Origin of the sequence: Rhodococcus parequi (assembly GCF_046042785.1) — a bacterium.
Lineage (GTDB): Bacteria > Actinomycetota > Actinomycetes > Mycobacteriales > Mycobacteriaceae > Prescottella > Prescottella parequi.
Map to the genome: position 1 here is coordinate 246,085 of NZ_JBDLNV010000002.1, position 24,857 is coordinate 270,941.

Annotated in this window: 23 protein-coding genes; 6 read left to right on the forward strand and 17 right to left on the reverse strand. The window is 67.7% G+C overall.

From position 1 onward, the window contains the following. Window positions 1–181: 181 nt before the first annotated feature. The 4 genes from ABEU20_RS05245 (at window position 182) to ABEU20_RS05260 (ending at window position 3,522) form a co-directional block, all read left to right on the forward strand. A complete protein-coding gene (locus ABEU20_RS05245) occupies window positions 182–907 on the forward strand; it encodes a TetR family transcriptional regulator (protein ID WP_420163344.1) in 726 nt (241 codons plus the stop codon). 156 nt (window positions 908–1,063) lie between these two features. Next, window positions 1,064–2,221, forward strand: a complete 1,158-nt coding sequence (locus ABEU20_RS05250; RefSeq protein WP_420163345.1) for an acyl-CoA dehydrogenase — start codon at window positions 1,064–1,066, stop codon at window positions 2,219–2,221. Window positions 2,222–2,388: 167 nt separating this feature from the next. Beyond that, on the forward strand, window positions 2,389–2,511 hold the full coding sequence (locus tag ABEU20_RS05255; protein WP_420163346.1) for a hypothetical protein: 123 nt from the start codon (window positions 2,389–2,391) through the stop codon (window positions 2,509–2,511). 162 nt (window positions 2,512–2,673) lie between these two features. Next, window positions 2,674–3,522 (forward strand): 3-hydroxybutyryl-CoA dehydrogenase, encoded by an 849-nt coding sequence (locus ABEU20_RS05260; protein WP_420163347.1) that lies wholly within the window; start codon window positions 2,674–2,676, stop codon window positions 3,520–3,522. A 134-nt stretch (window positions 3,523–3,656) separates the two neighbouring features. On the opposite strand, the gene ABEU20_RS05265 is transcribed toward ABEU20_RS05260, so the two are convergent. The 6 genes from ABEU20_RS05265 to ABEU20_RS05290 all read right to left on the reverse strand — a co-directional run bounded on the left by ABEU20_RS05265 (window position 3,657) and on the right by ABEU20_RS05290 (window position 7,655). Continuing rightward, window positions 3,657–3,791 carry a hypothetical protein gene (locus ABEU20_RS05265; protein ID WP_420163348.1) on the reverse strand — a complete coding sequence of 45 codons (135 nt, stop codon included), beginning with the start codon at window positions 3,789–3,791 and terminating at the stop codon, window positions 3,657–3,659. A 222-nt stretch (window positions 3,792–4,013) separates the two neighbouring features. Further along, the gene (locus ABEU20_RS05270) at window positions 4,014–4,688 is read right to left on the reverse strand and encodes a hypothetical protein (RefSeq protein WP_420163349.1); all 675 of its coding nucleotides are present in this window, start codon (window positions 4,686–4,688) and stop codon (window positions 4,014–4,016) included. 92 nt (window positions 4,689–4,780) lie between these two features. After that, window positions 4,781–4,999, reverse strand: coding sequence for a hypothetical protein (locus ABEU20_RS05275; protein WP_420163350.1), 219 nt, complete (start codon window positions 4,997–4,999; stop codon window positions 4,781–4,783). A 2-nt stretch (window positions 5,000–5,001) separates the two neighbouring features. Next, window positions 5,002–6,159, reverse strand: a complete 1,158-nt coding sequence (locus tag ABEU20_RS05280) for a Rieske 2Fe-2S domain-containing protein (RefSeq protein WP_420163351.1) — start codon at window positions 6,157–6,159, stop codon at window positions 5,002–5,004. Between the two features lie 137 nt (window positions 6,160–6,296). Further along, window positions 6,297–7,097: an RsiV family protein gene (locus ABEU20_RS05285; protein WP_420163352.1), complete on the reverse strand. Its 801-nt coding sequence runs from the start codon at window positions 7,095–7,097 to the stop codon at window positions 6,297–6,299. Window positions 7,098–7,145: 48 nt separating this feature from the next. After that, window positions 7,146–7,655, reverse strand: coding sequence for a hypothetical protein (locus tag ABEU20_RS05290; RefSeq protein WP_420163353.1), 510 nt, complete (start codon window positions 7,653–7,655; stop codon window positions 7,146–7,148). Between the two features lie 169 nt (window positions 7,656–7,824). Between ABEU20_RS05290 and ABEU20_RS05295 the strand changes: the two genes are divergently transcribed. Next, window positions 7,825–9,285: an MFS transporter gene (locus ABEU20_RS05295; RefSeq protein WP_420163354.1), complete on the forward strand. Its 1,461-nt coding sequence runs from the start codon at window positions 7,825–7,827 to the stop codon at window positions 9,283–9,285. A gap of 7 nt (window positions 9,286–9,292) precedes the next feature. Here the strand turns inward: ABEU20_RS05295 and ABEU20_RS05300 are convergent, their stop codons facing one another. From ABEU20_RS05300 to ABEU20_RS05335, 8 genes are all read right to left on the reverse strand, one after another. After that, window positions 9,293–10,717, reverse strand: coding sequence for an amidase (locus ABEU20_RS05300; RefSeq protein ID WP_420163355.1), 1,425 nt, complete (start codon window positions 10,715–10,717; stop codon window positions 9,293–9,295). Window positions 10,718–10,812: 95 nt separating this feature from the next. Continuing rightward, window positions 10,813–11,802: an ABC transporter ATP-binding protein gene (locus tag ABEU20_RS05305; protein ID WP_420163356.1), complete on the reverse strand. Its 990-nt coding sequence runs from the start codon at window positions 11,800–11,802 to the stop codon at window positions 10,813–10,815. After that, window positions 11,802–12,869, reverse strand: coding sequence for an ABC transporter ATP-binding protein (locus ABEU20_RS05310; protein WP_420163357.1), 1,068 nt, complete (start codon window positions 12,867–12,869; stop codon window positions 11,802–11,804). Before ABEU20_RS05310 ends, ABEU20_RS05305 begins: the two co-directional genes overlap by 1 nt. Continuing rightward, a complete protein-coding gene (locus tag ABEU20_RS05315; protein WP_420163358.1) occupies window positions 12,866–13,972 on the reverse strand; it encodes an ABC transporter permease in 1,107 nt (368 codons plus the stop codon). The genes ABEU20_RS05310 and ABEU20_RS05315 overlap by 4 nt, the downstream gene beginning before the upstream one ends. Continuing rightward, window positions 13,965–14,918, reverse strand: coding sequence for an ABC transporter permease (locus ABEU20_RS05320; RefSeq protein WP_420163359.1), 954 nt, complete (start codon window positions 14,916–14,918; stop codon window positions 13,965–13,967). The genes ABEU20_RS05315 and ABEU20_RS05320 overlap by 8 nt, the downstream gene beginning before the upstream one ends. Window positions 14,919–14,982: 64 nt before the next feature. Then, complete coding sequence (locus tag ABEU20_RS05325; protein WP_420163360.1) at window positions 14,983–16,596, reverse strand: ABC transporter substrate-binding protein; 1,614 nt, start codon at window positions 16,594–16,596, stop codon at window positions 14,983–14,985. Between the two features lie 32 nt (window positions 16,597–16,628). Beyond that, window positions 16,629–18,233, reverse strand: a complete 1,605-nt coding sequence (locus ABEU20_RS05330) for an amidohydrolase (protein ID WP_420163361.1) — start codon at window positions 18,231–18,233, stop codon at window positions 16,629–16,631. A 200-nt stretch (window positions 18,234–18,433) separates the two neighbouring features. Then, window positions 18,434–19,144 carry a GntR family transcriptional regulator gene (locus ABEU20_RS05335; protein WP_420163362.1) on the reverse strand — a complete coding sequence of 237 codons (711 nt, stop codon included), beginning with the start codon at window positions 19,142–19,144 and terminating at the stop codon, window positions 18,434–18,436. A gap of 528 nt (window positions 19,145–19,672) precedes the next feature. On the opposite strand from ABEU20_RS05335, the gene ABEU20_RS05340 reads away from it, so the two are divergent. Next, window positions 19,673–21,277, forward strand: a complete 1,605-nt coding sequence (locus ABEU20_RS05340; protein ID WP_420163363.1) for an ABC transporter substrate-binding protein — start codon at window positions 19,673–19,675, stop codon at window positions 21,275–21,277. A gap of 73 nt (window positions 21,278–21,350) precedes the next feature. Here the strand turns inward: ABEU20_RS05340 and ABEU20_RS05345 are convergent, their stop codons facing one another. From ABEU20_RS05345 to ABEU20_RS05355, 3 genes are all read right to left on the reverse strand, one after another. Beyond that, a complete protein-coding gene (locus ABEU20_RS05345; protein ID WP_420163364.1) occupies window positions 21,351–23,075 on the reverse strand; it encodes an N-acyl-D-amino-acid deacylase family protein in 1,725 nt (574 codons plus the stop codon). Continuing rightward, a complete protein-coding gene (locus ABEU20_RS05350; protein WP_420163365.1) occupies window positions 23,068–24,048 on the reverse strand; it encodes an alpha/beta hydrolase in 981 nt (326 codons plus the stop codon). Before ABEU20_RS05350 ends, ABEU20_RS05345 begins: the two co-directional genes overlap by 8 nt. A gap of 110 nt (window positions 24,049–24,158) precedes the next feature. Continuing rightward, entirely contained in the window at window positions 24,159–24,785 is a 627-nt protein-coding gene (locus ABEU20_RS05355; protein ID WP_420163366.1) for a TetR/AcrR family transcriptional regulator, read from the reverse strand. Window positions 24,786–24,857: the final 72 nt, after the last annotated feature.

Consider the following 24,857-nt stretch of genomic DNA (forward strand, 5'->3'; position numbering starts at 1 on the left):
ACCGTCGTCGAACGTGAACTCCCTCGGGCGGAAGCCGTCCTACGACGGGCAGCGCCTTATGTGCAGTATCCGCCCGCATGATGGCTGCGGTCCAGATCGGCAGGTCAGGCACGGTGCCGGGCCGGGCCGGTGGGGAGGTCGACGATCGTCCGGCGTCGATCCGGCGTGGATACTGGCACGCATGAGTGAGCGCGTCGAGGGCACGGCACCCGACACAGGCGGCGACACCGCGGACTTCCGGGTGCACGTCGCCACCCAGGCGATCCGCCTCTTCGCCGAGCACGGGTACGAGGCCACCACGGTCGATCAGATCGCCGCGGCCGCGGGTGTCTCGCGACGGACCTTCTTCCGCCAGTTCCGGTCGAAGGAGGACGTGATCTTCGCCGATCACGAATCGCTGATCGCGCAGGCGTCGGCCTTTCTCGCGGGCACGACGACGGATCCGTGGGAGGCGGTCTGCGATGCCGCGCACCTGGTGTTCGACCGGTATCGGGAGAACCGGGAGCTGTCGGTGCGCCGCTACCAGGTGGTCCAGCGCGTGCCGGCGCTGCGCGACCGCGAACTGGTCACCGGCTACCGGTACGAGCGAGTGTTCAGCGACTACCTGCGCGGCGCCGCGCCCGCGGCGCCGCCGCTCGCCGTGGTCGGCTTCACGGCGAGCGTAACGGCGTGCCACAACTACCTGCTCCGCGCCATGATCCGGGGCGACGAGCACGCGACCCCGGAGGCGCTGCGCAGCGCCCTGACCGAGATCCGCCACAAGTTCGCCCCCGGGGCCCCGGCGTCGGGGAACTCCTCCGCCACCTCCGTCGGCGAGACGGTGACCGTCGTGACGTATCCGGCCGGGACTTCTCCCGCCGAGGTGGCGCGGCAGGTGCGCCGACAACTCGAGGCCCACCGACCTTGACTGGCACTAAGTGCCATGCTTGACTGGGGGGCATTCGTGGACGTACGTACGCGATCGGTAGAAACCTGCCGAGGAGTACGAACAGCCAGCCCAACCCGGCCTGGCACTGAGTGCCCGAACACTCGGCGCCGCCGCACGCACGACGAGGAGCGTCTCATGTCCGGCAATCCCGATTTCCCCCTCTTCCAGCTGAACGAGGAGCACGAAGAGTTGCGGGCCGCGATCCGCGCGCTGTCGGAGAAGGAGATCGCGCCGTACGCGAAGGAAGTCGACGAGAAGGCCCGCTTCCCCCACGAAGCTCAGGTCGCGCTCGTCAACTCGGGATTCAACGCCGTCCACGTTCCCGAGGCCTACGACGGCCAGGGCGCCGACTCGGTGGCCACCTGCATCGTGATCGAGGAGGTCGCCCGCGTCTGCGGTTCGTCTTCGCTCATCCCGGCCGTCAACAAGCTGGGCACGATGGGCCTGATCCTCAAGGGCTCCGAGGAACTCAAGAAGCAGGTGCTGCCGCAGATCGCGGAAGGCGCGATGGCGTCGTACGCCCTCTCCGAGCGTGAGGCCGGATCCGACGCGGCCAGCATGCGCACCCGCGCGAAGGCCGACGGCGAGGACTGGATCCTCAACGGCTCCAAGTGCTGGATCACCAACGGCGGCCAGTCCACCTGGTACACCGTGATGGCCGTGACCGATCCCGACAAGGGCGCCAACGGCATCTCCGCGTTCATGGTGCACAAGGACGACGAGGGCTTCGTCGTGGGACCGCTCGAGCACAAGCTCGGCATCAAGGGCTCGCCCACCGCAGAGCTGTACTTCGAGAACTGCCGCATTCCGGGCGACCGCATCATCGGCGCGCCGGGCACCGGCTTCAAGACCGCCCTCGAGACCCTCGACCACACCCGCCCGACGATCGGCGCCCAGGCGCTCGGTCTCGCGCAGGGCGCGTTCGACGCCGCGCTCGCCTACACCAAGGACCGCAAGCAGTTCGGCAAGGCCATCGCCGACTTCCAGAACACCCAGTTCATGCTCGCCGACATGGCGATGAAGATCGAGTCGGCCCGCCTCATGGTCTACACCGCGGCCGCTCGCGCCGAGCGCGGCGAGAAGAACCTCGGTTTCATCTCTGCCGCAGCGAAGTGCCTGGCGTCGGATGTCGCGATGGAGGTCACCACCAACGCGGTCCAGCTGTTCGGCGGCGCCGGTTACACCACCGACTTCCCGGTGGAACGAATGATGCGAGATGCGAAGATCACCCAGATTTACGAGGGCACCAACCAGATTCAGCGTCTGGTCATGTCACGCGCACTGCTCAAGTGACGCACAGTTCCGCTGCGACGGTTCCGCCGACCGGGCTCCCCGGCGTTCAATGAGGGGACGGCACCCGAGGGTGCCGCGGTAGGTGACAGCACGGTTCGAACCGGGAGCTGCTCGAAGCAGGCCGTTCGGGGGCCGGCACCGTGACCGACGCAGGGAGTTGAGTACACATGGGTTCGATCAGCATTCTCGGTGAACTGGTGGACGTCCTGGGACAGCTCATGGCCATCATGGGCGGCCAGGGACAAGGCGGACCGGGCGGTGGATTGGGAGGCGGCAGCCTCGGCAGTTGACCGTTCGACGGTTTCCGCGGTGTCCGTCACCCCGGCGTCGGAGCTTTCGACGCCGGGGTGACGGACGCCCGGCCCCCGGTAGCAGAATGACCCGATAGCAGAATGACCCTGACAGCACTTCGCCCGACGGCGAGGTGACGAGACGACTGTGGAGATTCGACTGTGGAGCTAGTTGGTGTGATCGGTGGCGGCACGATGGGTGCCGGCATTGCCGAGGTGTGTGCCAAGGCCGGAAGCAACGTCCTGATCCTCGAGACCAAGCAAGAGTTCGCCGACGCCGCCCAGGCGCGCATCGCGAACTCGATCGGCAAGGGCGTCGCCCGCGGCAAGATCACCCAGGAGGAGGCGGACGCCGCCATCGCCCGGGTCCGGGTCACCCTGGACATCGAGGAGTTCGCCGATCGCGACCTCGTCATCGAGGCCGCACCGGAGATCGAGGCGCTCAAGTTCGAGATCTTCGGCAAGCTCGACAAGATCGTGAAGCCGTCCGGCATCCTCGCGACCAACACGTCGTCGATCCCGGTGATCAAGATCGCCAACGCGACCCAGCGTCCGTCGCAGGTCGTCGGCGTCCACTTCTTCAACCCGGTGCCGGTCATGCCGCTGGTGGAGATCGTCGTCAGCCTGGTGACGTCCGAGGAAACCGTCGCGGCGGTGACGGAGTTCGCGCGTGACACCCTGGGCAAGAAGGCCGTTCGTGCGGGTGACCGCGCCGGCTTCATCGTCAACGCGCTGCTGATCCCGTACCTGTGCGACGCGGTCCGCATGCTCGAGTCGGGCTACGCGTCCGCCGAGGACATCGACGAGGCCATGAAGGGCGGCTGCGGCTACCCGATGGGCCCGCTGACGCTGCTCGACACCGTCGGCCTGGACGTCGCGCTCGCGGCGGCAGAGTCGCTGTACGCCGAGTTCGCGCAGCCGAACTACGCGCCGCCGGCCCTGCTCCGCCGCAAGGTCGACGCCGGACACCTGGGCCGCAAGACCGGTCAGGGCTTCTACAGCTACAAGTAGGAACACCTGCTTCGACGGTGCCCCATAGCCCCTCGAAGGCTGTGGGGCACCGTCGTTCCTACGCGAAGCACCCCTTACACGACCTCCGGCCCGTATCCCTGCAGGGATACGGGCCGGAGGTGTTCGAGCAGGTATCAGGCGGGGAACAGGGCGTTCAGCGCGCCGACCAGGCCCAGGATCGCACCGATGCCACCGACAACGGTGCCGATGCCGCTGATGACCGGCTGGATCTGCTTGATCAGCGCGAGATCTGCGTCGGAAGAACCCATGTCAAAACTCCTCACAGTGAATGATGTGTCCGCGCTTCGTAGCGCGTCCCGGGATGCTGCACGGTGCTCACGACACTAGCCGTGAGATCCGGGCAGAGATTCTGCGAGACAGCCGATTTCACCTCGACCTGCTCGAATCTCCGTGAGTAATATTCCTGTGACCTGGCAACGGCCCCGGAACAGTCGGGTGACCGCCAGGCGAACAGAAGCGGTCGAATCGGGTCAGCCGACCGCCAGAGAGCGGATGATCCGGACAATTCCGGAGAGAGGCGTCTGGCGGTCCGAGCCGTCGTAGTTGGGCACGCGTCCGTTCCCCAGGCTGAAGTAGGTCCCCACCTGACCGAATGCCGGAAGAACCGGCGGGGTCGTGCACACATCCGCGACGAGGCACGGGTAGTCGGCGAACAGTGCCGCGAGACGCTCACGATGGGGCGCAGATATCCGGAACCTGGGATCTATCAGCGATTCGGTCTCCACCTGGAAGTATTCGACGCCGGCCGCGACGAGGCGGTCCAGATGCATCCGGCTGTCGAGCAGGCCGACGTCTTCCTTCAGGACGAAGAGGCCGTTGGCAATCTTCGGAACCGGCAGCCGCGCCAGCAAGTCCAACTGTTCGGCCGCCGCCGCCTCCTTGGGTGCGTCCACGACCGTGAACTCGAAATAGGTGGGCCGGAGCGCCTCGACGGCATCGACGACGTCCTGCGGCGAGAGGGCCGCGGAGGCATCGATGTACAGCGACGTCCGCGGGCCGACCACGTCCTGCAACATCGTGAACGTGCCCGCGTCGACGACTCGCCGCTCGGTTGTCGCGGCGTCGCCCAGACAGATACCCACGATGTCGACGCCGCGCAGCTTGTCCGCCTCGCGGCGCGAGGTCACCTGGTTCACCTTGATCACAGCAACCTCCCGCGCGAAACCCGACCCCCGGATAGTAGGCGAGGTCCCCCGCTCGCGCGGGGGACCTCGTTCACGCACGGCACGAACGGAACTCAGTCGTCGAGGACGCCGATCCGGCCCTCGACGGCCGCCCGCGCGATCGATTCCCGCATCGCGGGGCAGCTACGCGCGCGCGACACCGGGCCCGCCGCGTCGTCCAGTTCGACGCACGCGGCCCGGGCCTCGGCCGTCCACTGCACCGACGTGTGCTGCCAGCTGTTCTTGGCCGCCAGCACCCGGCAGCCGCAGCGATCGCACTCGACCGGCTCCACGCCTACGCCTGTTCCGCGGCGGCGCGACGGGCCAGGTTGTCGGCCACTTCCTGCTTCCACGCCTCCACGGGCTTGGTGGTGTCGAGTTCGAACTCGAAGCGGTCCACCATGTCCGGGGTGACGTCGGCGACGTCCACGTAGAACTGCTCGTACCAGCGGCGCAGCTGGTAGACCGGGCCGTCCTCGTTGGTCAGCAGCGGGTTCTCGATCCGGGTCTTGTTCTTCCAGATCTCGATGTCCTGCTCGAACCCGACACCGATGTAACCGATCATCGCGTCCACCAGCTGGTCCGCGATCTCGGCGGGAACCTGCTCGGTCTTCTTCACCGAGATGCCGTACATCAGCACGAACTTGTCCGGGGCGATCGGGTAGTGGCAGTTGATGAGCACGGACTCGACGTCGTACTTGTCGTAGTGGTAGATCAGGTCGTCGATCATGAAGGACGGACCGTGGTACGCGGCGACGGACGTGTTGCCGACCAGCTGCGGCACGTCGGGGTCGGTCCACTCGGTGACGTCGTCGCGGCCGACGCCCTTCTGCTCCTGGATCGCGACGTGCCCCTCGAAGACGTTCTTGAAGTACGTGGGGAACGAGTAATGCACGTAGAAGAAGTGCGCCATGTCCACGACGTTGTCGACGATCTCACGGCAGTTGGTGTCGATGACGAGCGACTTCCACTGCCAGTCCGTCCACTCCGCGTCGGTCGAGCGCATCGCCGGGATGGTGACCTCCGGCGGCGGCGGGTTGCCCTCCGGGTCGTTCCACACGAACAGCAGCTCGTCCTGCTCCATCGTCTGCCACGCCCGCGTCTTCGCGACCGGGGGAACACGACGGGCGTAGGGGATGTCGGTGCAGCGGCCCTTGCCGTTCCACCGCCAGTCGTGGAACGGACACGCGACCGAATCGCCCTTGATCTCGCCCTGGCTCAGATCGCCGCCCATGTGGCGGCAGTACGCGTCGAGGACCTTCAGGTCACCCTTGCTGTCGGCGAACACCACCAACTTGGTGCCGAACGCCTCGACCGAGTGCGGCTTGCCGTCGCGGAAACCGTCGACGAGACCGAGGCAGTGCCAGCCGCGAGCGAACCGCGCCGGTGGCGTGCCCTGGTCGATGATGCGGATCTCGTCGGTGTCGACGTCCTCGGCGTGCACGGAGGTCATGGTCAGTCCTTTCGTCCCACGGTGCACGCAGGCGGGCTGTGCCGGTGCTCCGTTCGAACCTCCAATCTCCCGACGCCGAGGCCCCGTTTCCAGAGCTCCTCCCGTTGACTGGTCATTCGTTCGATGGCGCCGTCTGGTCAGCTCGAGACGACGTCGACGAGGTCCGGTGCGACCACGTCGGACAACCGTTCCCACGGGACCGTCACGTCGATCAGCCCGATCGCATGCGGCCCTACCTGGTAGTCGGAGAAGTGGATCTCCATCCCGGCCGGGGTGGCAACCCAGTTCGCGAAGTTCTCCTGCTTCGGCTCGATTCCCTCGCGCTGGAAGTCGGGTCCGGCGGCGGTCGCGGGCAGAAGACGCGCGGATTCCTCGGACAGCCGATCCAGGCCCGCCGGGAGATCGGGGAACAACCGGTCGAGCGTGATCGGCTGCGCGTCGTCGGCATCGATCACGACCGTCGCGACGATCGGCGTCGGGTGCGCGCCGGGCGGATCCGCGTTCCACGACGTCACCAGGAGACCGCTGACCACTCGGGAACCGATGTGCACGACGGCCGACCGGTCCGTGGCTTCGAGTGTGAACCGGTCCCCCTGCCAGCCGGCGATCTGGTCTTGCAGCGCCGCCCGCATCGACTCGTCGAACTCGGCGGCGACGGCCGGGTCGCCGCCCTCGATCTGCGGCACCACGACGTCGTACCGGACCCGGCCGTTGTCGCCCGTGACCCGCACCGTCGTTGCGGTGTAACTACTTTCGATCGTGGTCGTCGACGACGCGGAGGGCTGCACCGACGTCGTGGACGGAACCGCCGTCACCGTCACTTGTCGTGACTCGGCCACGCCGTCGGTGCCGGTGTCGCTCGAACAGGCCACGACGGCGAGGAGCATTCCGGCCGTGGACGCCACGGCCGCCGCGCGAAGAATCGAGGTGGTCGCCATCGCTCCATCATCACCCCGGTGCTGAGCGTCGGCACGGCAGCGCCACGCTCACGCACACGCCTGCGACGACAGCCCCGCCACGCTCACGATGCCGCACGCGTTGTCCTTCGACAGCTTCCACACGCCGTCCTCGGCGACGAAGGTGATGACACTCTCGGGTGCCGGCTGACCGTCGAACGTCATGACGACGGTCGCCGCCACCGTGCCGTCACCGAGGTCCGTGACATCGGTGACCTGTGCGGACGCCTTGTTGGCCAGGGCCGCCTCGACCACCCGGTCGATCAGCTCGGGATCCGCCTGCGCACCCTGGACCAGCGCGACCTTGTCCGCAGCGGGGATCGTCGCGTCGAACGCGCGCGCCAGATTCGCATTCAGTTCGGCGGGTGTCGGCGCGGCGATGAGCTGCGGTGTCACGGTCGTGGACGACGGCGGAGGCGACGGCGAATCGCCGGGTTCCGCCGGCTCGGAGCACGCGGCCGTCGCGAGCGCTACACCGCACAGGATCGCCGCCGCAAGCACCTTCGGACTTCGCTTCGCCCCACCACGCATCGACATCATGTCGCTCCATTCGTCCGGTTTCCCTCGAATGCGCAACGGTAGAGGCGCTGCAGACCAGCAGAGACCGATACGACGGCGCGGCGCCGGACTCTTACCGTCTCCTCACGATTGACGAGCGGACGGACGAAACCCCTTCCCGTCGGCGCGAGTCGCGAGCACCATCGAAGAGATGACCGCTCCGCTCCACCTGAAATCGCCGCGGGGACGATGGGTCGTGGCCGCGACCGTGCTCGGCTCGTCGCTCGCGATGCTCGACGGCACCGTCGTGAACGTCGCGCTGCCACGGATCGGCGAGGATCTCGGCGCCGAGGTCGCCGGCCTGCAATGGGTGCTCAGCGGCTACACGCTCACCCTGGCGTCCCTGATCCTGTTCGGTGGCGCCCTCGGCGATCGGGTGGGACGGCGGCGAGTATTCGTGTGGGGCACAGTATGGTTCGCGGTGGCGTCCGGATTATGCGCGCTCGCACCGAATGTCACGATTCTCGTCGCCGCGCGTCTACTCCAGGGCGTCGGGGCCGCGCTGCTGACACCGGGCAGCCTCGCGATCATCTCGGCATCGTTCGACGACGAGGACCAGGGCGCGGCGATCGGACTGTGGTCCGGCCTGGGAGGCGTCGCCGCCGCCGTCGGACCGCTGCTCGGGGGCTGGCTCGTCGAAGTCGCGGGCTGGCGCTCGGTGTTCCTGATCAATCTTCCGCTCGCGGTGGCCGTCGTCTGGGTGTCGGTGCGGCATGTGCCCGAGACGCGGGATCCGCACCCGCCCGAGCGCCTGGACGTCCTCGGCTCCGCACTCGCCGCCCTCGCGTTGGGTGCGCTCACCTACGGGTTGATCGAGACGACCGCGTGGGCGGTGATCGCCGGCCTCGTCCTCATGGCGGCGTTCGTCGTGGTCGAGCGGCGATCCCGGTACGCCCTGGTGCCGGGGTCGCTGTTCGCGTCCCGCGTCTTCGTGGCCGCCAACCTGGTGACGCTCGCGGTGTACGCGGCGCTCGGCGGCGTGTTCTTCCTACTGCTGTTGCAGTTACAGATCGTGTCGGGCTACTCACCCCTCGCCGCGGGCATCGCGTCGCTGCCGATCACGATCCTGATGCTGCTGCTGTCGTCGCGGGCCGGGCGTTGGGCGCAGGTCCACGGCCCCCGCGTCCCCATGACCGTCGGGCCGCTGCTCGGCGCCGGCGGCCTGCTGCTGATGCTGCGGATCGGGCCCGGCGCGTCGTATCCGACGCAGGTTCTGCCCGCCGTGCTGGTGTTCGGCCTGGGGTTGTCAGCGCTCGTCGCGCCGCTCACCGCGGCCGTTCTCGGCTCGGTGTCGTCGGATCAGGCGGGCATCGCGTCGGGTGTCAACAACGCCGTCGCCCGCACCAGCCAACTGCTCGCGGTGGCTGCGCTCCCTGCGCTCGCCGGCATCGGCGCGGACGCCCTCACGGACCCCGCGGCGTTCTCGGCGGGATTCCGGGTCGCGATGCTCGTCTGCGCCGGGCTGCTCCTGATCGGGGCGGCGATCTCCGCGGTGATGATTCCCCGGAAGGCCGCACCGGAGGCCGCGGCAGAGGAAACGGCGGGCGAGTCCGTCGCGTGCCAACCGCACTGCGACGTCACCGCGCCCGCCGTTCAACCTCCCGCGAACTGACTCGGAATCAGCCTTCCACCACAGGCCACGCCGGCGCCGCGCTCCACGGATACGCGGCCTCGAGCTGCGCGGCGACCCGGATCAGCAGATCCTCACGACCGTGCGCCGCGACCAGCTGGGCACCGAGCGGCAGCCCGATGGAATCCTTGCCCAGCGGAAGCGAAATGGCCGGCTGTCCACCGCTGTTGAACGGTGACGTCAGTGCGCCGTACGCGCCGGCGTGCTGCCACATGGCCTCGAGGTTCATCGCGTCGAGCACACCCAGCTCCGGCGTCGGCCGACACAGGGTCGGGCTCAGCAGCAGGTCGTACTCGGTGAAGTACCGCCCGATCTCCCGCCCGGTGAGCTCGAGTGCCGCGTAGGCGGCGGCCAGGTCGGTGACGGACTGCGACTTGCACCGCTCGTACTGCACCCGCGCCATCGTCTCGAGGTCGTCGTCGCGCAGTTCCCGGCCCAGTTCGGCGAGCCGCTGATCGATCTCCACCGCCATCGGCGCCGACATCAGGTACTGCATCGCCGCCCCGAGCGCCTCGGGATGGAACGTCGGCGCGGCCGTCTCGACGTGGTGACCCAGCTTCTCGAGCATCACCCCGACGTCCGACGCGACCGCCGCGCAGTCCGGGTGGACCGGATCCCCGCCCGGCATCGTCGTGGTGATGCCGATGCGGAGCCTGCCCGGATCGGCGCCCACCTCGTCGACGTACGGGCGGACCGGCGGCGCGATACCGAACGGCGCGCCCACCGCGGGTCCCGCGGTGAGGTCGAGCAGCAGCGCGGTGTCCCGAACACTCTTGGTGACAGCGTGTTCCACCGACAGCGGCCCGGAGAGCGGAGCGCCCGAGGGCATCCGGCCGCGGGACGGCTTGAGGCCGACCAACCCGTTGGCGGACGCCGGAATCCGGATGGAGCCGCCGCCGTCGCTGGCATGCGCGGCCGGAACGATGCCGACCGCGACGGCCGCACCCGCGCCACCGGACGAGCCGCCGACACTGTGGGTGAGCCGACGCGGATTGCGCGTCGGGCCGAACAGCACGGGCTCGGTGCTCGCGTTCTGACCGAACTCGGGTGTGTTGGTCTTGCCGATCACCACGAGCCCGGCCTGCCGGTAGCGCGACACCAGTTCGCTGTCCGCGTTCGCGACCCGACCCGCGAACAGCCGGGAGCCGTTCGAGGTGGGCAGTCCGGCGACGTCGGCGTGCAGATCTTTGATCAGGAACGGAATTCCGCGCAGCGGCCCGTCCGGTAGGCCGGCGTCCACTTCGGCGAGCGCCTCCTCGGCGCGGTCGGCCACCACCGCGTTGACGGCGGGGTTGCGCTCCTCGACCCGGTGCACCGCGAACTCGACCACCTCGCGGGCCGAGACGTCACCGCGACGGATCGAGGCGGCGAGCCCGGTCATGTCCTGACCGTCGAACAAACTCTCGATCGACATACCTGTTCCTCCCGCTCCCCGCGTTTTGCGCACTTATCGCGCTCCGGGCACCGGAATTTCAGCGATAAGTGCGCAAAACGCGGGAGATAGATGTGTCAGACGTTGTGGCAGGCCACGAAGTGCTCGGGAGCGACCTCGCGGAGCAGCGGCTCCTCGGCCGCGCACCGGTCGGTGGCCAGCGGGCAGCGCGTCCGGAACCGGCAGCCCGACGGCGGATTCAGCGGGGACGGCAGGTCGCCCTCGATCTGCGGCGTCGCGTCGGTCTCGCCGCGGAGCACGTCCGGGTCGGGGATCGATGCGAGCAACAGTTGCGAGTAGGGGTGCTGCGCCTGCTGTTCCATGTCGCGGCTCGGCGCGATCTCGCACACCTTGCCCAGGTACATGACCATCACCCGGTCACTGATGTTCTTGACCACCGCCATGTTGTGCGCGATGAAGATCATCGTGAGCTCGAACTCGGTCTTCGTCTGCTCGAGCAGGTTGAGGATCTGCGCCTGGACGGACACGTCCAGACTCGACACCGGCTCGTCGCAGATGAGGACCTTCGGCTTGAGCATCATGGCGCGGGCGATACAGACGCGCTGGCACTGACCGCCGGACAGCTCCCCCGGGAGCCGGTCCCACACCATGTCGGGGTCGAGGCCGACCGCCTGGAGCAGTTCCCGGCCCAGCTGGTCGAGGCGTTCCTTGTTCCGCTGTCCCCACATGCGCGGGCCCTCGGTGACGAGGTGCTTGACCTTGCGCCGCGGATTGAGCGACGAGATCGGGTCCTGCATGATCATCTGCATCTGCGCCCGGATCTTGCGCAGCGCGGACGGACTGAGCGTGGTCAGCTCGATGCCGTCGATCTCCACGCTGCCCGACTTCGGCGACGGCAGCTGCAGGACCGCGCGACCGGCGGTGGACTTGCCACACCCGGATTCGCCGACGATGCCGAGGGTTTCACCGGGCATCAGGTCGAAACTGATGTCCGACACCGCGTGCACGGTCTGGCCGCGCCCGGCCGGGAACTCCACGACGAGATTCTCGACCGCGAGCACGGGCCCCTCGCCCCTGCGCAGGTGCGCAACTCCACTTCCGGCCATCAGATGGTCTCCACTTCGAGCTCACGGTTCTCTGTGCCCACCGCGGCGGGCATCCCGAGGTCGGCGACGCCGTCCAACGGGAAATGGCAGGCCACCTCGTGCGGGTGACGAGCGCCGGCGGTGTCCCGGGACGCCGTCAGGATCGGCACGACCTCCCGGCACTTGGCCTGCGCGTACTTGCAGCGGGACGCGAACGAACACCCGGTGGGAGGCTTCGTCATGTCCGGCAGGCCGCCGTCGATGGACTCGAGCCGGGTGTGCGGTTCCTGCTCGAGGCGGGGAACCGCGGCGAGCAGCGCCTCGGTGTACGGGTGCCGCGGGTTGGCGAACAGCTGCCGGGTGGGCGCGGTCTCGACGATCCGGCCCGCGTACATGACCGCGACACGATCGGTCTGTCCGGCAACGACTCCCAGGTCGTGGCTGACGAGGATCCCGGCCATGCCCATCTCGGTGCGCAGCGAGTCGAGGAGCTCGAGGATCTGCTTCTGCACGGTGACGTCGAGCGCGGTGGTCGGTTCGTCGGCGATCGTCAGCTTCGGATCACACGCGAGCGCCATCGCGATCACCACGCGCTGACGCATACCGCCCGACAGCTCGTGCGGGTACTGGTCGATCCGCCGCGTCGGCTCGGGAATCCGGACCTTGCGCAGCAGTTCGATGGCCCGCTCCCGCGCCTGGGTCTTGTCCAACCCCAGGTGCGCGCGCAGCGACTCGGTGATGTGCGTGCCGATCCGCTTGAACGGATTGAGCGCCGACATCGGGTCCTGGAACACCATCGCGATGTCGTTGCCCCACATCTGCTGCTGTTCCTTGCGGGTCAGCCCCTGCATGTCCCGGCCCATGAAGTTCACGGTGCCGGTGACGGTGGAGGTGCCGCCGTTCGAGACCAGACCCATGATGGTCTGCCCCAGAACGGACTTCCCGGAACCGGACTCGCCGACCAGGCCGAGGGTCTCGCCGGCGTCGAGTTCCAGGGACACCTGCTCGACCGCACGCAACTGTCCGCGCTTGGTGCGGAACCTGGTGGACACACCGTCCACCGTCAGGATCGGTTCGTTGCTACTCACAGTTTCACCTCCCGGGTGCCGCCGGTCTTCTTCTGGGCCTTCTCACCGACCATGTTGAACGCGAACACCGTCAGGAACAGGAACACACCGGGCACCAGAACGATGTACGGGTGCTGCTCGAAGACGTTGCCCTGGCCCTCGGAGATCATGTTGCCCCACGTCGGTGACGGCGGCTGGATGCCGAGACCGAGGAAGCTGAGCGACGCCTCCGCCACGATCATCACCGAGATCATCACCATGCCGAGCGAGAGCAGCGGCAGCGCGACGTTGGGCGCGATCTCCCGCAGCATCACTCGCCACCGCGTGGCGCCCATTGCTCGTGCGGCCAGCACGAATTCGCGTTGCGAGAACACCAGGGTGTTCGCTCTGGCGATGCGCACCATCGACGGTATCGCGAGCACCGCGAGGGCGAACGAGACGTTCCGCAGGTTCGGCTGCAGCACCGACGCGAGCGCGATCAGCAGGATCAGCGCCGGAACCGCCAGCAGCGAGTTGGTGAGGATGCCCACGATCCGGTCGACCCAACCGCCGAAGTAGCCGGCGAGGATGCCGATCGCGCCGCCGATCAGGATGCCGATCGCGACCGCGGCGACCGCCACGATGAGCGACGACCGGGCGCCGTAGATCGACCGGGCCAGCATGTCCAACCCGAAGTTGTTGGTGCCCAGCGGGTGCGACGAGAACAGGCTCGGCGACGCGTAGCTCTTCGCAGCGAGGGTCTTGGTGGTGTCCTCGTGCTCGGCGAGTGGCAGCAGCGGCGCCAGGATCGCGGCGAGGATGAGCACGGTCAACCAGGCGCACGAGAGGATGAACGTGAGGTCGAAGTCGGAACCGAAGCGCGCCAACCCCAGCCGCCGCACACCCATGTACAGGGCGATCAGGCCGACCACGAAGATCGCCACCCGAGCACCCATGACCAGCATCGGCAGCACGCCCAGGCCCGCGCAGACGACGCCCACGGCGGTCAGGATCGTGCCGATCCGATACAGGTTGCGGCGCTCGGCCAGATCCTTCGCGTTCGCCAACTCCTCTGCGCCCGCGTCGTCGAGCACGCGGCCGGTGAACGCCGGCATGTCGATGTCGTCCATCTTGGTCTCAGACATGGGCTCGTCGGCTCCTTGGGTCGAGGTATCCGTAGGAGATGTCGATGACACCGTTGGCGACCACGTAGATCACCGCGATCACCAGAACCGCTCCCTGCACCATCGGCATGTCACCCTGCTGCGCGGCACGCACGATCAGCGAACCCATTCCCGGCAGCGAGAACAACGTCTCCACGATCACGGTGCTGCCGATCATCGATCCGAGCACGATGCCCAGCATGGTGATCAGTGAGAACGACGACGGCCGCAACGCATCGCTGAACAACAGGCGCGCGTTCGACATGCCCTTCGCCTTGGCGACCAGGATGAAGTTCTCCTTGAGCGTCATCACCAGGTCGCTGCGCAGGATGCGGATGAACATGGCCATCTCGAGCAGGCTGATCGTGATCGCCGGCAGGATCGCGTGATAAAGGTTCTGCCCCAGTCCTTCCGAGACTCGCACCCACTGCGACCGCGGGAACCACCCCAGGTAGTTCACCATCACCATGATCAGCAGCAGACCCGACAGGAACGACGGGATGGACAGCACACCGAAGGTGCACGCGCTGATCGCGCGGTCGATCCAGCCGCCCTGATGGCGGGCCGAGTACATGGCCAGCGGAATCGCGACCACGATCGCGATGAACAGACCCATCACGGCCAACTGGATGCTCACCGGCAGTGCGGCACTGATGCTGTCGGTCACCGGGCCCTGCGGCGGCACCATCGAATTGCCGAGATCACCCTGCAGCGCACCCGACAACCAGTCCCAGTAGCGCGTGAAGAAGGGATCGTTCAGCCCCATGTCCGCACGAGCCTGCGCGTACTCCTCCGGCGAACGTCCCTCACCGAGCATCGCGACGGACGGATCACCCGGGATGAGCGAAACGAGTGCGAACGTGCCGAGACTGACGACGAAGAGCACGACGATAAGCTCGATCACCTTGTCGATCACGGTTCTCGTCATCGCCTCATCGCCTCCTTCCTGTGTTCATGGGTGTACCAATCCGATTGATTACGCCGATCCGGCACTATGACGCGGATTCGGAAGAGAGCCAGGCGTTTCCGAACAGCATGATGCCATCGGCGCTGGGCGTGATGCCGTGCGAGTTCTTACTCCACGGGATGAAGTACTTGCCGCTGTTGACCACGAGCATCGGGTTCGTCTCGTTGACGACGGTCTGGATGTCCTCGACCACCGCGAGGCGGTCCTCGTCCGACGGAGCGGTCTGCAGCTTGCCGAGCAGCTCGTCCATCCTCGGGTTCTCGTAACCCAGGACGTTCGACGACGACTCGCTGAAGAGATTGCCGTACAGGCGAACGAAGGGAGACTCGTCCAGGATGTTGAATCCGGCGTAGCCGATGTCGTAGTCGTGTTGCGCATACATGCGCTTGACCAGATCGTTGATGCTGGTCGTGTAGACGATGTCGACGGTGAAACCGACGGCCTGGAGCATCGATTGGAATGCCAGTGCACTGCTCTGCGTGGCGGGGTCGTTGAGGCCGACGTAGGTGAGCTTGCCGTCGTAGCCGTCGGCCTTCGCCTCGGCGAGGTACTTCTTCGCCGCCTCCGGGTCGTAGCCACTGCCGGCAACGCTGCCGTGCCACCGCGACCAGTCCTGGAACATGTCGCTGCCGGGCATGCCGTAGCCGCCCTCGACGCGCTGGTTGAAGGTCTCCGGATCGAAGCCGGCGACGATGGCCTTCCGGACCCGCTCGTCCGACGCGGCCCGCCCCTCGCGCTGATTGATGTTCCCGACACCGCCCATGTTCACGGTGTAGACGTAGCCGACGTCGCCGGCGTCGAGCGCGTTGTGAACCACCTCCGCGCCACGCAGGTAGGCCGCCTGGACGCCCCCGGTGTGCAGCGCGTCGAGCTTGCCCTGCTCGCTGACGATCGCGGGGAAGCGGAGCTTGGCCAGGTGCGGCTCACCGTCCCAGTAGTCCGGACGCGCAGCGAGAACCAACTCGTCCTGCGACGCGAACTTCTCGACCGTGAACGGGCCGGCTCCGATCGGGGTGAAGGTGCCCGTGGCCATCGAGGACGGGGCCACGATCATGCCCGGCCCGGTCGTGAACATGATCGGGAACTCGTTCCACGGCTGCTTCAGGATGAAGACCACCGTCGCCGGGTCGGGGGACTGGATGTCCGCGACCGTCGCCTTCCACACCTGCGAGTGCGTCGCCTTCTTGTCCAGGTAGTGGCCGATGCTCCAACGCACCGCCGCCGCATCCACCGGCGTCCCGTCGCTGAACGTCGCATCCGGACGCAGCGTCAGGGTCCAGACGGTGTTGTCGCCGTTGGCCTCCAGGGACTGCGCCAGTTGCGGCTGGTACGCCTTGGTCTCGGGGTCGTAGCGCATCAACAGGTCGTAGATGGCCGCCATCTCGCTGCCGCCGGTGGCGCCGCCGTCCTGACGATCGGCCGGATCGAGACTGCTCACACCGTTGTACGTCGCGTACGACAGCGTGCCGCCCGAGACCGGGTCACCGCCGTCGGACTGCTCGCCCACGAGTCCCGTGGTGACGTCGGAAGCGTCGGTCGCCGAACCCGACCCACCACCCGCACAACCCGCGAGCAGAACGGTCGCTGCGGTGAGCGCGGTCAGGAGTGTCCCGGCCCGAGCAAGCGAGGATCGCGTCATTCGTACCTACTTCCGTCGAACTGGATACGCCACTAGGAGAACGTCGGGTCGGTGGAGTACACGACCCGACCCCCGACCACGGTCGCGAGGACCGCGATGTCCTTGATCGCCGACGGCGCGACACCGGTCGGATCACCGTCGAGCACCACGAAGTCGGCGAACAGTCCGGGAGCGATGGCGCCCTTGACGTTCGACTCGCCGCCGAGACGGGCCGCCGACGTGGTGTAGCCGGCCAGGGCAGTATCGGCGCCCACCCGTTCCTCGGGGCCGAGGACGGCGCCGCCGCGCGTGATGCGGTTGACCGCGGTGTGCATGGTGAACAGCGGGTTCACCGGGGTGACCGGGCTGTCGCAGTGGAGTGCGAACGGAACCTGCGCCGTACTGATCGATGCCAGCGGGCTGATCCGGCTGCCCCGCTCCGGTCCGAGGAAGCGGTCGCGGTGCCGATCTCCCCAGTAGTAGACATGGTTGACGAACACCGACGCCGACACCCCGAGATCGCGCATCCGCTCGATCTGGTCGTTGCGGAGTGCCTGCACGTGCTCGAGTCGGTGCGCGAACCCGCCGGGAAGCTGCGCTCCCCCGGTCGCGGCGACCGCCTTCTCGATCGCGTCGAGCGCCAGGTCGATGGCCCGGTCGCCGTTGGTGTGGATCGCGACCTGCCGGCCCGCCTCGTGGCACCGGCGCACCATCTCGTCCAGGTCCGCGGGCGGAATCGCCATCTCGCCGCAGTGACATCCGCCGAGGTCGTGGTAAGGCTCGGTGAGTGCCCCGGTGTGGAGCTGGATCGACCCGTCCGAGATGAGCTTGACGCCTCCGACGACGAGATGCTCGTCGGCCTCGGCGTGGGGGCCGCTCTCGACGCTGAATCCCTCGAGGGTGCCGAAACCCGCGTACAGCCGACCGCGGAGGATCAACTCCCCCCGGCCGAGCAGGCGTCGGTAGGAGTCGATCACTGCGGGAGTGACGAACATGTCGTGGAAGGTCGTGACACCGACCGAGGCCATCTGGGCGAGTGCGCGGCGCAGCCCCTCGTCGAGGTCCTCACCCGTCGGCATCGACTCCTCCGGCGCGACGACCAGACGCATCGCGGGGATCTCACGGAACTCGCCGGTCGGATCGCCGGCCGAATCCCGCACGACGACACCACCCTCGGGCTCCTCCGTGTCCCGGTCGACGCCCTTGTTCCGCAGCACGAGCGAGTTGACGTACAGCCCGTGCCCGGACAGGTGCCGCACCACGATGGGGTGGTCGACGCTGGCACGATCGAGGTCCGCGGCGGTGAGTCCGCGGTCCTCGGCCACCAGACTGTCGTCGAAACCCGACGCGGAGACCGGCTGCCCGACCGGAGTCTCGGCCGCACGCGCCGCGAGTGCGGCGACGAGCGACTCGATGTCGGGGCACGCATCCGAGCCGGCGTCGACGGCAACGCTGTTCATCCCCGACATGTGTGGGTGCACATGGGTTTCGATGAATCCGGGAACGACCGTGCGGCCTCCCAGATCGACGACCTCGGTGGCCGGCCCGGCCAGCGCGAGGATGTCCTCGTCGGAGCCCACCGCAACGAATCTGCCACCCGACACCGCGAACGCCGTCGCGGATGCCGCACCCGGGGCCGGAAGGACGACACCTCTCACGTGGATGCGATCGATGACCTCGACATCACTGGTCGTCGCACTCCGGTCCAACGTTCGACTCCCTCGTGAGATGTGGATCACATAGCGTTTTGAAGAGGCTAGCGCACAATAGAATTCATGTCATTATCTGGGGCCCGGCTACTCCCCAGTAGGTTTCCCCGGCCCCCGCGCCGCCCCGAGTGGGACAGCACCCGACGGCGTCAATCGGTCGACAACTGCGCGCCCACCGACGTCACGATGCAGTAGCGCTCCGCCGGATGGGTGTGGATGCCGACGGCTTCGAGAGCGCCGACCGAGTCGACATGACGATGCGTGACAACCAGTGCGGCACTGCCCTTCTCCGCGTCCAGCGCCTGCGCGAGCCGCGACGACAGAAGCGTGCCGGTCACCACCTGCTCGATGCGCTGGCGCACCAGATTCCCGATGCCGAACCTGCCGGTCAGCACCATCTGGCGATGCGGCAGGTCCGATCTCAGATACACCTCGCTCCAGCAGAAGGGGGGCATCATCGACCCTCGAACAACACGCGGGCCCGATACCCGATACCACTCGGAACCGACCGGGACACCGACGCGCTGTGACAATTCATCGTCTGCGACAACAATTTTCGACGACGGGTCGAGAATCCGGGTGCGCTCCACGAACGCGAGCATGCCGAGGCTGCTCGTCACGAAGGCCTGGTGCCCGACCACGGGCTCCGGGGACTCGACCGTGGTACCGGCCCCGCGGCGGCGACTGATCATTCCCGCATCCTCGAGATGCTTGAGCGCCTGCCGAACCGTCCCGCGGGCAAGCGATCGGGTCTCACACAGTTCGACCTCGGTCGGCAGCTTGTCGCCCACCGCGAACTCTCCCGACTGGATCCGTGAGATCAGATCCTGCGCGAGCAGCACATGCTGCGGGTCTGTCACGGAACAGCGGCTCTCCGTCCGTCACCGGGCACGGATAACGCGTGAACCACCAGGTACATCGAGAGGGTCCTCCCGCCTCACGCCGGCCGTCGTCGGTCGCCGAAGTCCTCACCGGGGCCGACGGAAACCGTCCACGACCCAGGCGAGAACTTTGTCTATACAAAGCTGTGTTCCGGACAATCTAGGACACCTATCTTGGTTCCACAAGAGTTTTGGTGAAATTCATTTCGGTCCCGCCGGAGGGCCGGCCGGGCCGCGCGCGAGGCCGTTCGCGGATCGACCTCCATTGCTAACGAATACCGCTGTAACGCTGCGGAATCACCAGATCTCGCGATTCCTTGTGGACGTCCGCCGAGGCGGCTAGAGTCCGATTCTGCAACGACCCCGACTGCATCGAATTCCGGTGCGATCGTCCTCTTCGACCGGGCGGCCAGGCCCGGCGAATCAGAGATCCGTTCGATCATCCGGGCGGGCCATCCGGCTCGCACCGACTGGCAGGCGTCAACCCCTGACCGTGGAGGCTGGTACATGAAGAAGTATTCGAGAAGGCTCGCCCGCACGATGGCCGTCACGGTCGTCGGTGCGGTCGCGCTTGCCGGCTGCGCGTCGTCGGAGAGCTCCGACGCGAGCAACGGATCCGGCGCAACGACCACCGCGTACGGCATCCTGGGCGACCAGGGTGACGGCGGCACACCCGTGTCGGGCGGAACCCTGAGCTTCGCGTCCTACGCGCCCGTCACGAGCCTGGATCCGGCCGTCACGCAGCCCGCCGGCGCGACCGGCGGTAGCGAGATGGCGGCGGTCTACGACGTCCTGATGCGCTACGACTCGCAGTCCCGCAGCTTCGAGCCGCAGCTGGCGAAGTCGTTCGAGGAGAGCCCCGACTTCCTGACCTGGACGCTGAAGCTCCGCGACAACGTCAAGTTCAGCGACGGCACCCCGCTCGACGCGGCTGCCGTGGTCGCGAGCATCGACCGCTACAACCAGCGACGCGGCGCCAACTCGCAGGTGTACAGCCAGATGGTCGCGAGCAACGTCGCGCAGGATCCGTCGACGGTGGTCTTCACCCTGAAGCAGCCGTGGCGCACCTTCCCGGCGATGCTCGCCTACGGCCACGGCATGATCGTGGCACCGTCCTCGCAGCAGGGCGACAAGTTCACGCCCATCGGCGCCGGACCGTTCACCGTCGTCAGCCTCCAGCCCCAGCAGGAGCTGCAGCTGAAGGCGAACCCCGACTACTGGGGTGGCGCGCCGAACCTCGACGGACTGAAGTTCGTCGCGATCGCCGGTGAGCAGCCCAAGGTGGACGCGCTCAAGACCAACGGCATCGACATGGCCTACCTCCGCAACGCGCAGACCGTGAACGCCGCGAAGGCCGAGTTCCCCGGCTACGTCGACACCACGAGCATGTCGATGGTCGGACAGCTCAACAACGCACCGGGACGGCCCGCCGCCGATCCGCGGGTTCGCCAGGCGATCGCGTACGCGGTCGATCCCGAGGTCCTCAACCAGCGCGTGCGCGCCGGCGAGGGCATGCCCGGCACCGACATGTTCCAGCCGTGGTCCGAGTGGTACGGCAACGTCGACGGCATCAGCCCCGACGCCGCCAAGGCCAAGGAACTGCTCGACCAGGCCAAGGCCGACGGGTTCAACGGCAAGATCACCTACGTCGGCGTCAACGACCCCGACGCGCAGCAGCTCGCGCTCGCGGTGCAGGCACAGATGAACTCGATCGGCTTCGACGTCGCGCTCGAGTACACCAGCAGCATCACCGACATGGTCAAGCGGCTCTACATCGACCGCAACTACGACATGAGCTTCGGTGCGTACAGCATCGCCGACGTCGCACCCGAGATCCGGCTCTTCAGCTCGCTGTCGAGCACCTCGACCAACAACATCCTCGGCTACAAGAGCCCCGAGATGGACGCTCTCCTCGGCAAGGTGCTCTCGGCTCCGGACGAGTCCGCCAAGCGTGAAGCGATCGTCGACATCCAGAACCTGGTGAACACCGATCAGCCGTTCCTCTCGTGGGGCGCCGGTGTCAACTACGTCGCGTGGTCGCCGGACGTGTACCGGGCCAACCCGACCGTCGACGGAATCATCCTGTTCGACAAGGCGTTCAAGAAGAACTGACCCTGTACTCGGTGACGTAAGCGGATGCCCCGCCACTCGTGAGAGTGGCGGGGCATCCGCTTTCCGACGTGGATCAGTGCGCGCTGGGCGCGGGCTGCGCACCGCGCACGAGGCGGCCGGGCAACGCACCGGTGTGCCGGCCGTCCTCGACGATCACCTCGCCGGCCACGACCGTCGCCACGTAACCGGTCGCGGTCTGCATGAGGCGTCGCCCGCCGGTCGGCAGGTCGTACAGCACCTCGGGATGGTCGGCCTGGAGCCTGTCGAAGTCGATGACATTGAGGTCGGCACGGTAGCCGGGGCGGACCTGCCCGCGATCGAGCAGACCCACGACGGCCGCGGTGTCGACCGTGTGGCGTTTGATCAACCACTCCACCGGAAAGAGGCCACCCGCCTTACGATCCCGGCCCCAGTGAGTGAGCAGCGTCGTGGGGAAGCTGGCATCACAGATCGCCCCGCAGTGTGCGCCGCCGTCGCCGAGCGCGGGCACGGTGTCCGGACGCGCGAGCATCTCCCGCACCGCGTCGAGATTGCCGGCGGAGTAGTTGAGCATCGGGAAGTAGAGCAGTCCGCGCCCGTCCTGCGCCATCAGCGCGTCGTACGCCACCTCGGCCGGCGACGCCCCCGTCCGCTCGGCCAACGCGGCAACCGAATCATCGGGTCCGGGTTCGTAGTTCGGCGGATCACCGAGCAGGTACAGCTGGTCGAAGCGGGTCGACAGGCGATCGACGAATTCGCTGTCGGTCACCGGCTGCTCGGACAGGATCGCCGCCCGGACCTCCGGTCGTCGCAGCCGTTCCACCCGCTCCTCGCGCGGCAGATCCGCGAGGGCGGCGCAGCTCGGGTACGCCATGAACGGGTGCCAGCTCAGCTCCCAGCCGAGCAACACCCCCACGGCGCGGGGCGCGACCTGACCGGTGATCGGGACCCCCTGTTCCGCAGAGATTTCCGCAAGCCCGTCGAGGAGTCCGCGCCACTTGTCGGGCGCGCGGTCGCTCTGCACGACCGACACCGACATGGGTCGCCGAGCGGCCTCGACGATGGCGCTGACGAACTCCATCTCCTCCGGCTCGTCCATGAAGTCGGAGATGAAGTCGATGACGCCCGCGCCCGCTTTCGCGAGGCCCGCCGCCATGCCGGTGAGTTCCTCGCGGGAAGCGGTCAGGCTGGGCGTGGGCTCACCGGCGGACGTCTTGTGGACCGCGGACCGGGAGGTGGACCACCCGAGTGCGCCGGACTCGACGGCCTCGGCCACCAGATCGCGCATGCGGTTCATTTCGTCCTCGGTCGGCCGGGTGAGGTGATCGCCGCCGCGCCGGCCCATCACGTAGGTGCGCAGGGCGCCGTGCGGCAACTGGGCCGCGAAGTCGATCGCGTGCGGGGTGTCGATCGCGTCCAGATAGTCGGGGAACGACTCCCAGTTCCACGTCATTCCCTCCGCCAGAACGCTTCCGGGAATGTCCTCGACACCCTCCATGAGGCTGATGAGCCAGTCGCGCTGCTCCGGCTTGACCGGCGCGAAGCCCACCCCGCAGTTGCCCATCACGACGGTGGTCACCCCGTGCAGCGACGACGGGGTCAGCAGCGGGTCCCACGTGACCTGTCCGTCGTAATGCGTGTGGATGTCGACGAATCCGGGGGTGACGAGCTTGCCCGACGCGTCGATCTCGCGGCGGCCGGGTTCCCGCACCTCACCGACCGCCGTGATACGTCCGTCGTCGACGGCGACGTCGGCGGTTCGGGGCGGTTCCCCGGTTCCGTCGACGACGAGACCGCCGCGAATCACCAGATCATGCATGAACGCCTCCCGTGGTCGAATCCTGCTCCACTGCTTCGTCTTCGAAGAGGGCCGCCGCCGCGCGGACGATTGTCGCGGCCGCTTCGGCAGCCGCCGGCGAGACACCGGTGAACTGCAGGAACCCGTGGGCCAGCGACGGGAAGCGCAGCAGTTCGACCGGCACGCCGCAGTCCGTCAGCCGCTCGGCGTACTCGACACCCTCGTCGAGCAGCGGGTCGTGGCCTCCGACGACCACCACGGTGGGCGGCAGCCCGGACAGATCGGCATCCCGGAGCGGCGACACCAGTGGGCTCGTCCGGGTGTCGGGGTCGGGGCAGTAGTGGTCGAAGAACCACTGCATCTCACGGGAACCGAGGAACACGCCGGAGTTCCGCGCATACGAGTCGCGCCCCAGATCGGCGTCGACGACGGGATAGATCAGCACCTGGCCGGCGACGTCGATACCGCCCTGACCACGGGACCGGGCGGCACACACGGCGGCGAGGTTACCCCCGGCGCTGTCTCCGGTGACCACGACCGGTCCGGTGAGCCCCTCGGATCCTGCTGCCACCCAGCGCAACACCTCCATCGCGTCGTCGGTCGCCGCAGGGAAGGGGTGCTCCGGCGCGAGGCGGTAGTCCACGCTCACGACGTCTACCCCGGCCTCGTTCGCGAGCATGCGACACGTCGCGTCCGCGTAGTCGAGGTCCCCGGTCACCCAGCCGCCACCGTGGAAATGGACGATCGTTCCCGCGGACCTGCGGGCCGCCGGCCGGTACAGGCGCACGCGCACGTGTGGCGAGACCGTGTGCGCCGAGACCGAGGCGACCTCGGGACCGGATGCGCACGACTGCAGCGCACCGCGGATCCGTTCACGCGCCCCGTCGGGATCGAGTTCCACCATGGGTGGGAGGCCCGATCCCGAGACCGCAGCGGCGACCGCGTGCAGTACCGGGTCCAATTCCGTTCGAGTTCCCTGCATGCCACTTGTCATGAATTAGAATCTAACTCTAGTCTTACCGTATGACAACGGTCACACCCGCGCGCGCACTGCGCTCAACGCCGATGCGAGGCTTCGCTTCTCACGGCCGATCGGCGACGCACTCAGGGGCGGGAAGGGACCGCGAACACCAGGTCGACGGTGCGATCGAGGAGGCGATGCACCTCCGCGACGTCCTGCCGGCCCAGGCCGAACAGGATGAGTTCGTGTGCCAGGACCGCCGTCACGATCGCGACGACATCCGCTGCATCCGCGTCGGACAGGTCGTGCAGATGCACACGATAGGAGTCGAGTACTTGGGAGGAGAACTCCGCGAACAGCGCGCACACGAGCGGATCGGTGGAGTGTCGGAGCACGTTCTGCAATCGCAGGAAGGTCGGGTACTCCTCGAACCGGTCGACCGAGTGGTGAAGGCGGATCCGGATCCTCTCGGCCGCAGGCAATCCCGGATCCGGCGCGTCGCCGTGCTTGATCGGGTCGGCGGCGGACCAGTCGAGCAACACGGCCGCGTACAGGTGCTCCTTGGAGACGAAGTAGCGATAGACGGTGCCCAGCGCGACGCCCGACCGCTCGGCGACGTCCCGGATCTGGATCCGCTCGAAGTCGTCGGCGACCAGCAAGTCGCCGGCCGCATCGATGATGCGCTGCCGCCGCTCCCGCTGCCCCTTCGGCAACACCGCGGGGTCGGGCAACGTCGGCCTGTCCGACCGGTCCGGATCGCCTGCACCCACGCTCGTACGCCTCCCATCGTTCCCGCCGATCCGGCGGGACAACTGCTGCACCGATGCTACTGACCCCTGCTC